The sequence below is a fragment of the Pseudomonas sp. LBUM1678 genome, from assembly GCF_059695575.1.
The window spans coordinates 4,399,498-4,413,702 of the sequence record NZ_CP166775.1; the positions used below are offsets into that span (position 1 = coordinate 4,399,498).

General features: G+C 60.6%; 10 protein-coding genes. 3 read left to right on the forward strand and 7 right to left on the reverse strand.

The genetic code is table 11. From position 1 onward, the window contains the following. The first annotated feature begins 95 nt into the window (after positions 1-95). Both ACA070_RS20050 and lpxH read left to right on the forward strand, forming a co-directional pair. Entirely contained in the window at positions 96-602 is a 507-nt protein-coding gene (locus tag ACA070_RS20050; protein ID WP_497448037.1) for a peptidylprolyl isomerase, read from the forward strand. Next, a complete protein-coding gene (gene lpxH / locus ACA070_RS20055) occupies positions 599-1,351 on the forward strand; it encodes a UDP-2,3-diacylglucosamine diphosphatase (RefSeq protein ID WP_497448038.1) in 753 nt (250 codons plus the stop codon). The genes ACA070_RS20050 and lpxH overlap by 4 nt, the downstream gene beginning before the upstream one ends. Before the next feature lie 165 nt (positions 1,352-1,516). Here lpxH and ACA070_RS20060 read toward each other — a convergent pair whose 3' ends face one another. The 7 genes from ACA070_RS20060 to ACA070_RS20090 all read right to left on the reverse strand — a co-directional run bounded on the left by ACA070_RS20060 (position 1,517) and on the right by ACA070_RS20090 (position 12,833). Next, positions 1,517-3,046 carry a DHA2 family efflux MFS transporter permease subunit gene (locus ACA070_RS20060; protein ID WP_497448039.1) on the reverse strand — a complete coding sequence of 510 codons (1,530 nt, stop codon included), beginning with the start codon at positions 3,044-3,046 and terminating at the stop codon, positions 1,517-1,519. Between the two features lie 218 nt (positions 3,047-3,264). Next, positions 3,265-4,470, reverse strand: coding sequence for an HlyD family secretion protein (locus tag ACA070_RS20065; RefSeq protein ID WP_497448040.1), 1,206 nt, complete (start codon positions 4,468-4,470; stop codon positions 3,265-3,267). Positions 4,471-4,485: 15 nt separating this feature from the next. Next, the gene (locus ACA070_RS20070) at positions 4,486-5,955 is read right to left on the reverse strand and encodes an efflux transporter outer membrane subunit (protein WP_497448041.1); all 1,470 of its coding nucleotides are present in this window, start codon (positions 5,953-5,955) and stop codon (positions 4,486-4,488) included. Then, positions 5,952-6,425, reverse strand: a complete 474-nt coding sequence (locus tag ACA070_RS20075) for a MarR family winged helix-turn-helix transcriptional regulator (protein ID WP_497448042.1) — start codon at positions 6,423-6,425, stop codon at positions 5,952-5,954. Before ACA070_RS20075 ends, ACA070_RS20070 begins: the two co-directional genes overlap by 4 nt. Positions 6,426-6,724: 299 nt before the next feature. Further along, positions 6,725-10,393: a translocation/assembly module TamB domain-containing protein gene (locus ACA070_RS20080; protein WP_497448043.1), complete on the reverse strand. Its 3,669-nt coding sequence runs from the start codon at positions 10,391-10,393 to the stop codon at positions 6,725-6,727. Continuing rightward, the gene (locus tag ACA070_RS20085; protein ID WP_497448044.1) at positions 10,390-12,117 is read right to left on the reverse strand and encodes an autotransporter assembly complex protein TamA; all 1,728 of its coding nucleotides are present in this window, start codon (positions 12,115-12,117) and stop codon (positions 10,390-10,392) included. The genes ACA070_RS20080 and ACA070_RS20085 overlap by 4 nt, the downstream gene beginning before the upstream one ends. Before the next feature lie 65 nt (positions 12,118-12,182). Continuing rightward, positions 12,183-12,833, reverse strand: a complete 651-nt coding sequence (locus tag ACA070_RS20090) for a GNAT family N-acetyltransferase (RefSeq protein WP_462027837.1) — start codon at positions 12,831-12,833, stop codon at positions 12,183-12,185. Positions 12,834-13,164: 331 nt separating this feature from the next. Here ACA070_RS20090 and xthA point away from each other — a divergent pair, with 331 nt between their 5' ends. Beyond that, entirely contained in the window at positions 13,165-13,977 is an 813-nt protein-coding gene (gene xthA / locus ACA070_RS20095; RefSeq protein ID WP_497448045.1) for an exodeoxyribonuclease III, read from the forward strand. Positions 13,978-14,205: the final 228 nt, after the last annotated feature.

A 14,205-nucleotide genomic window follows, 5' to 3' on the forward strand; every position in this document is an offset into this window, starting at 1 on the left:
GGCACGCTAAACTGCGCACCTTGGCTGTTGCTGGCCAGACCGGTTGGGGGCTGTAACGCCCTGAAACCCACGAATTCATATAAAGAGTACCGATCATGACCCAAGTCAAACTGACCACCAACCATGGCGACATCGTCCTGGAACTGAACGCTGAAAAGGCACCGCTGACCGTTGCCAACTTCATCGAATACGTCAACGCCGGTCACTACGAAAACACTGTTTTCCACCGCGTCATCGGTAACTTCATGATCCAGGGCGGCGGTTTCGAGCCAGGCATGAAAGAAAAGAAAGACAAGCGCCCAAGCATCCAGAACGAAGCCGACAACGGCCTGCCGAACGAGAAGTACACCGTGGCCATGGCTCGCACCATGGAACCGCATTCGGCTTCCGCCCAGTTCTTCATCAACGTCGCTGACAACAGCTTTCTGAACCACAGCGCCAAGACCACTCAGGGCTGGGGCTACGCCGTATTCGCCAAAGTCGTTGCCGGCACTGAAGTCGTCGACAAGATCAAAGGTGTTTCCACCACCATGAAGTCCGGCCACCAGGACGTACCAGCAGAAGACGTGATCATCGAGAAAGCCGAGATCATCGAAGCGTGATACTGCTGATTTCAGACTTGCATCTGGAAGAGGAGCGCCCGGACATTACCCGGGCGTTTCTGGATTTGCTCGCCGGACGCGCCCGCTCGGCGAGTGCGCTGTACATCCTGGGCGACTTTTTCGAGGCGTGGATTGGCGACGATGCCATGACGCCGTTCCAGCGTTCCATCTGCCAGGCCCTGCGCACCCTTAGCGACAGCGGCACGGCGATTTTTCTGATGCACGGCAATCGCGACTTCATGCTCGGCCAGGCCTTTTGCAAACAGGCCGGCTGCACGTTGTTGAAGGATCCGAGTGTCGTGCAGTTCAACGGCGAGCCGGTGCTATTGATGCACGGCGACAGCCTCTGCACCCGCGACGAGGCTTATATGAAGCTGCGTCGCTACCTGCGAAACCCGATCACCCTGTTCATCCTCCGGCACCTGCCCTTGCGAACTCGCCATAAACTGGCGCGCAAGCTGCGCAGCGAAAGCCGGGCGCAAACGCGGATGAAGGCCAATGACATTGTCGATGTCACGCCGGAAGAAGTGCCGCGGGTCATGCAGGCCTATGGCGTGAAAACCTTGATCCATGGCCACACCCATCGCCCGGCCATTCACAAGTTGCAGATTGGCGAACAGGCCGCAAAGCGGATAGTGCTGGGGGATTGGGATCGTCAGGGGTGGGCGTTGCAGGTGGATGAGAATGGGTTTGCGCTGGCTCCCTTCGACTTCGCCCCGCCGCCGCAACTGGCTGCCCCCACGAACTGACAGCCAACCACAAATCCCATTGTGGGAGCGAGCCTGCTCGCGATGGCGGTGGGTCATCCAACATCAATGTCGACTGACCCACCGCCATCGCGAGCAGGCTCGCTCCCACAGGGGTTCTGTGATTGTTTCAAGATTTAAGTCAAACACCTATCCACTGTGTTGCGCTTAATGCCCGGAGGCAGCAGGCCCGGCCTTTGCGGCAAACGGCGGTTTCGCCAGCCACACAATCACGATCAAGCCGATGAACGCCCACCCCAGCAGCGTGAAGTAATCCACGGTAGAGAGCATGTACGCCTGGCTAGTCAGCACATGATCCAGCTGCGCATACGCCGGGTTGCTCGCACCGCCCAGCGCATTCAGTGCCTCGCGGGTCGCGGGTTCATACGTGCTGATGCTTTCGCTCATATAGGCGTGGTGCTGATCCGCGCGGCGGATCCAGATCCACGTGGTCAACGACGCCGCAAAACTACCGCCCAAGGTCCGCAGGAACGTCGCCAGGCCTGCGCCGTCGGCAATCTGGCTCGGTGGCAGGTCCGACATCAGAATGCTCAGGGTCGGCATGAAGAACAGCGCCACGCCAATGCCCATGAACAGTTGCACCAACGCGATGTGCTGAAAGTCCACTTCGTTGGTGAACCCGGCGCGCATGAAGCAGCTCAGGCCAATCGCCAGGAACGCCAGCCCGGCCAGCAACCGCAGGTCGAATTTGTGCGCGTACTTGCCGACAAACGGCGACATCAGCACCGGCAGAATCCCGATCGGCGCGACCGCCAGCCCCGCCCATGTCGCCGTATAACCCATCTGGGTTTGCAGCCATTGCGGCAGGATAAGGTTGATGCCGAAGAAACCGGCGTAACCCAACACCAGCACAATGGTGCCGATGCGGAAGTTGCGGTAAGCGAACAGCCGCAGGTTGACCACCGGATGCTCGTCGGTCATTTCCCAAATCACGAACACCGCCAGCGCGATCACTGAAATCGCCGCGCCAATGAGGATGAAGTTCGATTCGAACCAGTCAAGGTCATTGCCCTTGTCGAGAATGACCTGCAACGCGCCGACACCAATGATCAGCGTGATCAAGCCCACGTAATCCATCGGCTGACGGCTGGTTTCCACCGGACGCGCCTTGAGTTGCTGGCGCACCACCATCACCGCGAAGACGCCGATCGGCACGTTGATAAAGAAGATCCACGGCCAGCTATAACTGTCGGTAATCCAGCCGCCGAGGATCGGGCCGGCAATCGGCGCGACCACCGTGACCATCGCCAGCAACGCCAGGGCCATGCCGCGCCTGGCCGGCGGATAGACCGCAATCAGCAGCGTTTGGGTCATCGGGTACAACGGACCCGCCACCAGGCCTTGCAGCACCCGGAAGCCAATCAGCTCGGGCATCGAGGTCGAGATGCCGCAGAGAAACGAGGCCAGTACAAACAGAACGGTCGCCCAGAGAAACAGCTTCACTTCACCAAAGCGCCGGCTGAGCCAGCCGGTCAGCGGCAGCGCAATCGCATTGCTCACCGCGAACGAAGTGATCACCCAAGTGCCCTGCTCCGAACTCACGCCCAGGTTGCCGGAAATCGTCGGCAGTGCGACGTTGGCGATGGTGGTGTCGAGCACTTGCATGAAGGTCGCCAGCGACAGGCCGATGGTGCTGAGCCGCAGGCTGGGCGGCGTGAAAGAAGCGTTATCGCTCATCGCAAATCCTTTGAAACCTGATTGGAGCGGCGCCTGTTACAGACGCAGCTGACCTTGTAGGAGTGAGCCTTTGTGGTGAGGGCGCTTTTGTGGCGAGGGAGCTTGCTCCCGCTCGGCTGCGAAGCAGTCGCAGAGCTTTTGGGGTCGCTTCGCGACCCAGCGGGAGCAAGCTCCCTCGCCACAAAGGCTCGCTCCCAGAGGGTCGGTGTGATGGCAAATCAGCGCTGAGCGGTTTTGCTGACCGCAGCGCTGTTGTCGTGGATCAACTGAGTAATCATCGCGTCAGCTTCAGCCAACTGCCGGTCGTAGACGTTGGTGCTGAACGAGGCCTTTTGCGGCGGCTGTTGCGCCAGCACCGGGCCGCTCTGGTCGTGCAGGTTCACGTCGACCTGAGTCGACAGGCCTACGCGCAACGGGTGTTTGGCCAGTTCTTCGGCATTGATGTGAATCCGCACCGGTACCCGCTGCACGATCTTGATCCAGTTGCCGGTGGCGTTCTGCGCCGGCAGCAGGGCAAACGCGCTGCCGGTACCGGCGCCGAGGCTGTCGATGGTGCCGCTGAATTTCACGTCGCTGCCGTAGAGGTCGGCCTCGATGTCCACCGGCTGACCGATGCGCATGTCACGCAGCTGGGTTTCCTTGAAGTTGGCGTCGATCCACAGCTGATCCAGCGGAATCACCGCCATCAGCGCTGTGCCCGGCTGGACACGCTGGCCCAATTGCACGGAACGTTTGGCGACATAACCGGTGACCGGCGCGATCAAGGTGCTGCGGGAGTTGTTCAAGTAGGCCTGACGCAATTGCGCGGCCGCCGACATCACGTCCGGATGCGACGAGACCACGGTGTCATCCACCAAGGCGCTGGTGGTTTTCAGTTGCTGTTTGGCGTTGGCCAGGGCGTTTTGCGCCGAGGTCAAGTCGTCGCGGGCGTGGGACAGTTCTTCCTGGGAAATTGCCCCGCCAGCGGCGAGGTTCTTCCGGCGATTGAAGTTGTCCTGAGCCTTTTGTACTTCAGCTTGCTGGGCGTTGACCTGGGCTTTCATGCCGTCGACGTTGCTGTACAAACCGCGCACCTGACGCACGGTGCGGGCCAGGTTGGCCTGGGCACTTTGCAGACCGACCTGGGCGTCATTCGGGTCGAAGTTGATCAGCACCTGGCCTTCATGGACCAGGTCGCCATCGTCGGCGCCGATGCTGACCACGGTGCCGGTGACCAGCGGAGTGATTTCCACCACGTTACCGTTCACATAGGCGTCGTCGGTGCTTTCATTCCAGCGACCGTAGAGCTCGTGATAACCCCAGACGCCGATACCGGCGAGGATCACCACGATCGCGAGCGCGACCAGCATGATTTTGCGTTTGCGCGGGTTGCTGGTGTCTGGAGCGTTGTCAGGGGTTTGTGTTGTCGTTCCGGCAGTGGCCATGACAAATACCTTGAATTAGTTGTGCTGCGTGGCTGGGAGTGCGTTGGCTGCGGTCAGGGTTTCGCCCTGGAAGCCGCCGCCCAGCGCCTGCATTAGTTGGATCGACAGGTCGATCTGCTCGGCATTCAGGTTGGCCAGTTGACGCTGGGCCTGGAGCAATTGCTGCTCGATGCTGAGCACGTCCAGGTAGTTACCGATGCCGGAACCGTACCGCTGGACCACGGTGTTGTAAGAATCCTGGGCAATGTCGGTGGCGTGTTGCTGCGCCCCGATTTGCCGGCCGATGTCGCGCAACTGATTGATGGTGTCGCTGACATCACCCAGCGCTTTCACCAGGCTTTTGTTGTACTGCGCCACCGCGAGGTCGTAATCGGCATCGCGGGAATCGAGGTCGGCACGCAGGCGGCCACCGTCGAAAATCGGCACAGAGATGGTCGGCGCAACGTTAAAGAAACGGCTGGCCGAACCAAACATCGCGTCACCTAGCAACGACTCGGCACCGGCCGCGGCGCTCAGGTTTAGGTTGGGGTAGAAATGGGTTTTGCCGGCGGCGATGTTCTTGCTCGCGGCTTCGACCCGCCAGCGTGCAGCCACCAGGTCTGGACGACGACCGAGCAACTCCGCCGGCAATACCGATGGCAACGCCACGGCGCTGGCTTGCAGGATTTTCGGCCGGGCTATTTCGTTGCCGCGATCCGGGCCTTTGCCGAGCAGCACGGCCAACGCGATTTTCGCGCTTTGCAGACGTTTTTCGGCGTCGATCAGGCTCGCTTCGGAGCTGGCTTCCAGGCTTTCGGTTTGCTGGAACTGATACTGGCTGTCGATCCCCGAGCTCAAGCGGCGCTGGCTCAGGTCGAGCATCTGCCTGGTGCGTTTGAGGTCTTCATTGGCCAAGTCATAGACGATGTGCGCCTGACCCAGGTCGCTGTACGCGCGGGCGACGTCGGCGGACAAGGTCAGTTGCGCAGCCTGCTGATCGACTTCGGCAGCACGGGCCTCGCCCAACGCGGCTTCCCAGGCGTCACGCTGACCGCCCCAGAGGTCGAAGTTGTAATTGAAACTGGCGCCGATGTTACGCACGGTGGAATACGTGCCGCCCTGCCCGCTCGGGTCCTGATCACGGGCCAGACGCGAACGGCTGACACCGGCGCTGGCATCGAGGGTCGGCATGCGTGCGGCGTCGGCGGCAGACGCGGCGGCGCTGGCCTGGTGGGCGCGAGCGTCGGCGATTTGCATGTCGGGGCTGTCGTGCAGGGCTTCGCGGATCAGGCCGTCGAGTTGCGGGTCGCCGAGGCTTTTCCACCAATCACTTTTCGGCCAGGCCGCTGGCGACAGGGTCACACCGCTGAGGGATTGCCCGGCCTTGAGGTTTTTCGCTTCGAGGCTGACGCCTTCGGTGGTCAGGCCGCTGTAACTGGCGCAGCCGGCCAGGGTCATGGCCGCCAGCACCAGGCTCAGGCCGGCCCGCAGGGTTTTACTGCTCATTGGTCACCTACCCGCAGCAAGGTGATCGAGTCACCGGCTGCTACCAGGATTTTCTTGAGGATCTGTTCCAGGGTTTTCAGCTCATCCGGGGTGATTGCGCCGGCCAGTTCATTCATCGCATCGGCGCCGATCTCCGGGAGACGGTCAGTCAGTTGCTGGCCTTGTTCAGTCAGTACCAGTTGAACCTGACGGCGATCCGCCTCGGAACGCTGGCGGGCGAGGAAACCTTTCTGTTCCAGGCGATCGAGCATGCGGGTCATCGAACCGCTGTCCAGCGACAGGTGACGGCACAGCTCGGCCGGGGTATCGACGCCGAACTGGGCCATGATGATCAGCACTTTGAACTGCGCGGCAGTGATGCCGTGGGGTTCCATGTGCGTGTCGATGATCCGGTCCTTGAGCAGCGCAGCGCGCCCGAGCAGAAGGCCGAGATGGCAAGTGTGGAATGCGTCTGGGGTGAAATGTTTCATCTGACCACCAATTAGCTGCCTAGGCAGTGAATGTATGACGAGATGTTACTGCCTAGGCAGAGAATGTCAACGTAATAGTTAGGCTGCTTCCTATTCGGGTGATAAATGGCACCCCACAAATCCCCTGTGGCGAGGGGGCTTGCCCCCGTTCGGCTGCGCAGCAGTCGACGCTTCTCGATATTCAGAGTTTCAGAGTTTCAGAGTTTCAGTAGGAATGATGTTGCAGGTTTTGGGGCCGCTGCGCGGCCCAACGGGGGCAAGCCCCCTCGCCACAGGGGACCGTGCCCGGACAGGTGGGTTTAGAAATCCCGCTTGTAGAAGATGTCCAGCGAACTGGCCACGCCGCCGGCGGCTTCGAGGTAGACCTTTTTGCTTAGTTTGTAGCGCAAGGCAATGGTGTTGGCCGGCTCGAACACGCCAACGCCATAACGCAGACTGAGCTTCTCGGAGATATTGCCGCTGGCCACGACGCTGGTGGTATTGCCGCTGCCTTGGGTGTCGAGCTGGAAATCCTGAATCCCCAGGTCGTTGGCCAGTTTGCCGGTCACCCCCGAACTGCCCATCAAGCCCAACCCGAGTGCTGCCTGGGCCAGCATGTTGTTGTCTTCACCGTTGGTGCTCAGCGGACGCCCCAGCACCAGATAAGACAAGGCCTGCTCCTGGCTCATCGCCGGCTCGGAGAAAATCTGCGTAGTCGGCTGTTCGGCGCTGCCGCTGAGGCGAATGCCGGCGATCACGTCGTCAGTCTGGCGAATGGCCTCGATGTCCAGATACGGTTGGTCAATCGGACCGGCAAACAACAGCCGCGCACGGCGCACCGTCAGCCGCTGACCGTACGCCCGATAACGCCCATCGTTCAGCCAGAGCTCACCCCGGGTGTCCATGTTGTCGCCGATGTGCACATGACCTTGCAGATTGGCGGTCAGGCCAAACCCGGCAAAACTGAGTTTGTTCTCACCCACCACCACGTCGATGTCCATCTTCATGGCCAGCGGCGACTTGCCCTCTTCGGTCTGCTGGCCGACGATCACCGTGTCATCGGAAACCTTGACCGTCGACGGCGGCAACTCGCGAACGGTGATCTCGCCCTTGGGCACCAATACTTTGCCGGTGATCGCCAGTTTGTCGTCCTTCATCGAGATCTTCAGGTCCGGTGCCACTTCGAGCTTGGCATACGGCTCGACGGTGACGGGCAACTGTGAGCCCTTGAGCGTCAGGTCCACCACCAGCGCCTGACCCCAGGCGATGCTGCCGTTGAGACTGCCCTGCCCGCTCTTGCCGCTTTTCCAGCCACCGTTCAATTGCACTGTTTCGCCGGCGATCAGCGCTTGAAGCTGCAAGCCCTGCAACTCCATCGGCAATTCAGGTCCGGACACTTCGCCATCGCTGAGCAGCAAATTGCCGTTCACCTGCGGCGCCAGCAGATCGCCGGAGAGCGTGCCACTGCCGTTCAAACGCCCGTTGAGTTTCTCGACCATCGGCACAAACGGCCGCGCCACCGACAAATCCAGGCCACTGAGACGGAACGACCCGGTGAGCGGTTTGTTTTTCGGCAGCGGATTGATCTGCGCCTGCACCATCAGTTCGCCGAGCTTGCCGCCGACGAAGTTAAGGTCGGTGTCGATGCGCTTGGGCGTGAGTTTGCTGGTGAGTTTCAGGGTCTGGTACGGGAAGTCCAGCCACTGATCCTTTTCCTTCATGCGCAACGTGCCGCCGCTGGCATCGACGCTGACCTGGCCGTTCGGACCACTGGCCGGCAGGTCCAGTTGCAGGTCGGCGTTGAGTTTGCCCTTCCAGGCGAAATCTTTCGGCAACCATTGTGCGAGGCTTTCAATCGGGAATTGCTTGAGGTGATAACGCAGCTTCGGTTCCGGCATCAGGCGCTGGTCTTCGCCACACAGGCTGGCCGGGCCGGACATCCAGCAATGGGCGCCGAAGTTGATCTTGCCGTCCGCCAGCCGTTCAAGTTTCGCCGGGCCTTGCAGCTTCCAGTCCTGACCGCCAGCCTGGATATCACCGCTGGCCAGGCGTCCGCGCCAGTTGCCCTTGTCCAGCGAACCGTCAAGGCCGAGCGCCAGTTTCAACTTCGGCCCTTGCAGATCGAGGGCGAGTTTCTGGTTTTTGATATCGCCCTGGCCGCTGGCGGTCAGTGTGCCCAGCGCAGTGTCGCCGACCTGAATGCCGCTGCCCTTGAAGTCGATTTTCGCCCGTTGCGCGCCGTCGAGGGTCGCGTCCAGGTTCAGGCTTTGCAGGCGATTGTCCTCGAAGGCCAGTTGCGTGCCTTGCAGCCCGAGCTTGCCTTGGGGCGCCTTCAGCGTACCGGCGACATCGACGCGACCGTTGAGCTGACCGCGCAGTTGCGGCCAGAGTTGGGCCAGGCGTGGCAGCTTGAGGTCGATCTGGCCGGCGAGCTTCTGTTGCAGGCTGCCCTTGCCGGTGATGCTGTTGTCGCCCAAGCGAATTTGCAGCGCATTGAGGTTCCATTGTTCACCGCCGCCATCGGCCTTGGCCTGGATCACCGCCGGTTGGCCACGCAGTTTGCCTTTGAGGTCGAGGTCGGCGGTCAGGCTGAGTTTTTCATTCTTCATCTCGCCTTTGCTGCGCAACGGTCCGGCCAGCGTGCCCGGCAACTCCGCGACCCAATAGGCCGGGTTGATCGCCGAGAGGTCGAGCGCAGTGTCCCAGGCAATGCCATCGGCAAATTGCAGGTTCAGATGCCCGACGGCCTTGCCCTGCCCGGCTTCGAGTTGAATCTGTTGCAGGTAGATTTTTGTCAGATCGCCGCTGAACGGGCTTTCGAGGCTGAACGCACCTGCGGGTCCATCGAGTGCCGATTTGAAGTGACCGATGTATTTGCCGTCGGTGTAGGAGACTTCACCGTTGAAGCTACGCAACGCCACTTCAGGCTCGTCGATCAGCGGATAGAGACGGTGCCACGGGAAATCCAGCCAGTCGATTTTCGCCTCGGCGCTCAGGCCTTTGCTCCAGTCGAGATTGCCGGTGAGTTTAAGGCTTTGCTTGTCGTTGGCGGTCAGGTCGAGGCCGGCAATCTGCGCGCCGTTGGCGTCGACCTTGCCTTGCAGCAACAGGGCAACCGGGCCATTTTCAGCGGGCAATGTGGCTTTGCCGAACAACTGGTAACCGTTTTTCAGGTCGCCGTCGCCGGTGAGTTCCAGTTGATTGAGTTGCAAGGTGTCCGGCAGATCGGCGCTGGGTTTGAAGCCGTCGGCGGTGATCCGTACTTTGGCCGGAAGGTTGTCCACCAGCGGTTGCAGTTCGCCAGTCAGTTGGCCGTTCAAGTAACCGCTGCTGTCGGCTTTCAGGTTCAGGGTTTTCAGCAGGTCACCGTCCACCTTCAACGCCAGGCTCCAAGGCTCCGGGGCCGGCAGGGTCAATGTGCCTTCGGCCTTGAGCGGCCAGTTGCCGTTGGGTTGCAGCAGACCGGACAGATTCAGGCTGAGTTCGTCGCGCTGCAACTTCACCGAGTCGATCTGCAACCCTTGCGCCGTCCAGTGCGCGGCCAGTTGCAAGCCTTTGAGTTCTTCGCTGCCGTTGAACAGCAGACTGCCGACCTGCACATCACCCAATTCGATCGCCAGGGGCAAGTTCAGATCCGGAAGCGTGATCGGCCCGCTGCTTTCTTCTTCAGTGCCTGGCGGAAATTGCAGGCTGACCTGATCGGCCTTCAATTGCTCGATGCACAAGGTCATGCGCGTCAGGCACAGCGGCGACCAGGCGAATATCAGTTTGCTCAGCTCGACCCGGCTGGTGTCCTGCTGCCACAACAGATGATCAGCACTCCACTGCCCGCCCAATCGACCCTGGAAATTCTCCACGGTCAGACCCGGCACAAAGCCGAGCGCCCAACGGCTGCCCGTCGCCGTGCCCAGCACCGTGGTCACGGCCAGGACGACCAGCATCAGCAGCGCCAGAATCGCCAGCAGCGTTATTTTCAAACCACGATTCACAGCTCAGGCCCCATGGAAAAGTGCAGTCGAATGCCGCCGTCGTCATCCATCGCGTGGGCCAGGTCGAGGCGAATCGGCCCCACCGGTGACACCCAGCGCACGCCGATGCCGACGCCGGTCTTGAGGTTCGGCAGTTCGAGTGTATTAAAGGAGTTGCCCTGGTCAACGAAGGTTGCGACCCGCCATTTTTCGGCGACGGAGTACTGGTACTCGACGCTGCCGGCGATCATGTAGCGACCACCGATGCGGTCGCCCTCGGAGTTTTCCGGGGACAGGCTCTGATAGTCATAGCCGCGCACGCTCTGATCGCCACCGGCGAAAAAGCGCAACGACGGCGGCACGGACTTGTAGCCATTGGTGGCGCTGCCACCGACCTGGACCCGGCCGAGGAAACGGTGTTTATCGAACACCGTGGTCAAGCCTTTTACCAGGGCGGTGCCGTAGACCAGGTTGTTGTCCGAACCCAGACCTTCCTTGGCCACTTTGGTCTCGAATTCCAGGCGATAGCCGTTGTGCGGGTCGATGCGGTTGTCGCTTTTCAAGTAGGAATAACTGACGCCGGGCATCAGCAAGGTGCTGAGTCCCGAGTCGTCGCCCAGCCGGTATTCCTCGCGCTGCCATTTGAGCGACACCACGCGCTGCCAGCCGCTGGGCAACTTGCTGTGCCACTCGGGGCCGACAGTCAAGAGTTTGCTGAGGGAGTCCTTGTCGGCGATTTCTTCGTTTTGATAACCACCGGCGAAGCGCAGTTTGTCGGTCAGCGGCGGGTCCAGGGGGATGTCGTAGAACACCCCGACGTTCTGCCGTGGTGCCGAAACTTCGGTCTCCCAGCCATAGCTGTGCCCCTGCGGGTTGACCCAGTGCCGGGTCCAGTTGGCCTTGACCCGGGGACCAACGTCAGTGGAATAGCCAAGCCCCAGGCCCATGGTTCGCGGTTTGCGGGTTTCGAGTTTGACGTCGACCGGGATCACATCGTTCTTGGACGCCGTCGGTGCCGCATCCACCCGCACACTTTCGAAATAGCCGCTCGATTGCATGGCCTGATTGAGTTCAGCGATCAGTTCGGAGTCGTAAGGTGCGCCTTCCTTGAACGGCACCATGCGTCGCAGCAGGTCGTCATCGAATGGCGTGTCGCCCTCGAAACTGACCTTGCCCAGGGCATAACGCGGGCCGCTGTTATAGACGAGGTCGATGTCGGCGACGCCGGCGCGCGGGTCCACGGACAATGTCTGATGGGTGAAGTAACCACTGAAGAAGCCATAGCGCGAGGCCTGATTCTGGATCAGTTTCTTGGCGTCTTCATAACGGCCATGGTTCAGCACCGCGCCGGTTTTCAGCGCAGCGCTTTTGGGCACACGAAAAGATTTGAGCGAGGCCGCCGGGCCGTCGACACGAATGGTGACATTGCGCAAATGCACCGGCTCGCCGGGATCGATGTTGAGGATCAGGCGCGGCGTCTTGCCGCCCTTCACGTCGCTGTCGATCTGCGGCTGGTAATAACCCAAGGCCTGGGCGGCCTTGCGCGCCTGCTCCTCGGCGCCACGACTGAAGCGCAGCAAGGCTTCTTCGTCACGATCGCCGAGGCTGCCGATATAGCCCTCTATATTGGCTTTCAGTTCATCGTTGGACGGTTTGATCCGCACATCCAATTCACTTTGCGCCAGTGCCGCGCAGCTGGTTAACAGCATCAGCACGCCACTGGTAATTCTTCCTGGAAACTTCATAGGCGCGGATGCTATCACGAGCGTGGGAGCGTGATAGAGCCTGGCGTGCGGTGAAAGTTCTACCGCTATGCCGTTGCTGTTTGCAACACCTGGGGATTGGCGTGGAAAAACACGTGCTCGAGGATCGGTCCTACCGCAACCTCGCCAATTTCCTCATAGCCCTGACGCTTATAAAACTCCAGATAACGAGGATTCCCGGTATCAAGGATCACGCCCTCGGAAGTTTCATCCACGGCACACCAGTTATGCACCGCTTGCAGCAGTTGCTCGCCGAAGTGCTTGCCCTGGAACTGCGGATGAATTCCCAGCAACGGCAGGACGTGCACCGAGTCGGAGGGCACGCAGGCGGCAACGGCGGCGTGGTAATCGAGGTAGCGACGGGTGCAACGAAAGCCTGTGCTGAGCACCATACGCAGGCGCCAGGCCCAACTTTCAGTGATGCCCAGCCGACGTTGCGGCGGGGCGATCAGGGCGATGCCGATCAGGCGATCGTTGACCAGCAGGCCGATGGCCGGCAAGTCCTGAAGAAAGTGTTGTTTGACCAGCTCACGCACCGTCGCCCGCACGCGATGCTCATAGCCTGGGCGTTCGGCCTCGAACAGGTAGCCGAAGGTCGGTTCGTGCCGGTAAGCGTGGTAAAGCAGGGAGCGCGCTTCGTGGGCGTAGCCGCTGTCGAGCATGTGAATATCGGCAATGGCGGTCGAGGTTTCGGGCATAACGGTAGATCTCCCCGGGGCGCCGCTGAAAATGGCGGCGTTCTTATTGGTACGAGCCTTTGGGTGGTAATACAGTTCCCCCACAGGTATAGACCAAGGCTGGATCTTCATCGACCGGACCGGCCTCTTCGCGGGCAAGCCTCGCTCCTACAGGTACGGTAGCGCACACAAATTATGTGTTCACTCGGGACCCTGTAGGAGCGAGGCTTGCCCGCGAAGAGGCCCGAACTGCCAATACAGATCTGACAGAACACAGCGAATCGCCTCCCCGCAACACTGGCCCGATTCCTACAGGTCAGCTAGCATCGCCCTTTTGCCAGGACTGCCGACCATGAAGATCGTCTCCTTCAACATCAACGGGCTGCGTGCTCGCCCCCATCAGCTGGCGGCGCTGATCGAAAAGCACCAGCCCGACGTGATCGGGCTGCAGGAAACCAAAGTTCACGACGACCAGTTTCCGCTGGCCGAGGTTCAGGCGCTGGGTTATCACGTGTATTTCCACGGGCAGAAAGGCCATTACGGCGTCGCCCTGCTCTCGCGTCAGGAACCGATTGCGCTGCATAAAGGCTTCGCCACCGATGAAGAAGACGCCCAACGGCGCTTCATCTGGGGCTCGTTCGCCGACGCCAACGGCGTGCCGGTCACCATCATGAACGGCTATTTCCCACAGGGCGAAAGCCGCGATCACCCCACCAAGTTCCCGGCCAAGGAACGTTTCTACGGCGACCTGCAGCAATTGCTGGAAAGCCAGTTCAGCAATGAACAGCCGGTGGTGGTGATGGGCGACGTGAACATTTCCCCGGAAGACTGCGACATCGGCATCGGCCCGGACAACATGAAACGCTGGCTGAAAACCGGTAAATGCAGCTTCCTGCCGGAAGAGCGCGAGTGGATGGCCCGCTTGAAGAACTGGGGCCTGGTGGACAGTTTCCGCCACTTGAACCCGGATGTGGCCGACCGTTTCAGCTGGTTCGACTACCGCAGCCGCGGTTTTGAAGACGAGCCCAAGCGCGGGCTGCGGATTGACCTGATCATGGCGTCCCATGGGTTGTTGCCACGGGTCAAGGATGCGGGTGTGGACTACGAACTGCGCGGGATGGAAAAACCATCGGATCATGCGCCGATCTGGCTTGAGTTGAGCTGATCCTCTCGACATCTACACAAATCAACTGTGGGAGCGACCTGTGGCGAGGGGATTTATCCCCGTTCGGCTGCGAAGCAGTCGTAAAACCGGTGAATGCGGTTTTTCTGAAATACCGTAATCGCAATTTCAGGGCCGCTCCGCGACCCAACGGGGCGGTGCGACGTTCGCTAAATCCCCTCGCCACAGGCGCTCCCACATTTGGCAACTGTCATCTTTCGGACATCTTAC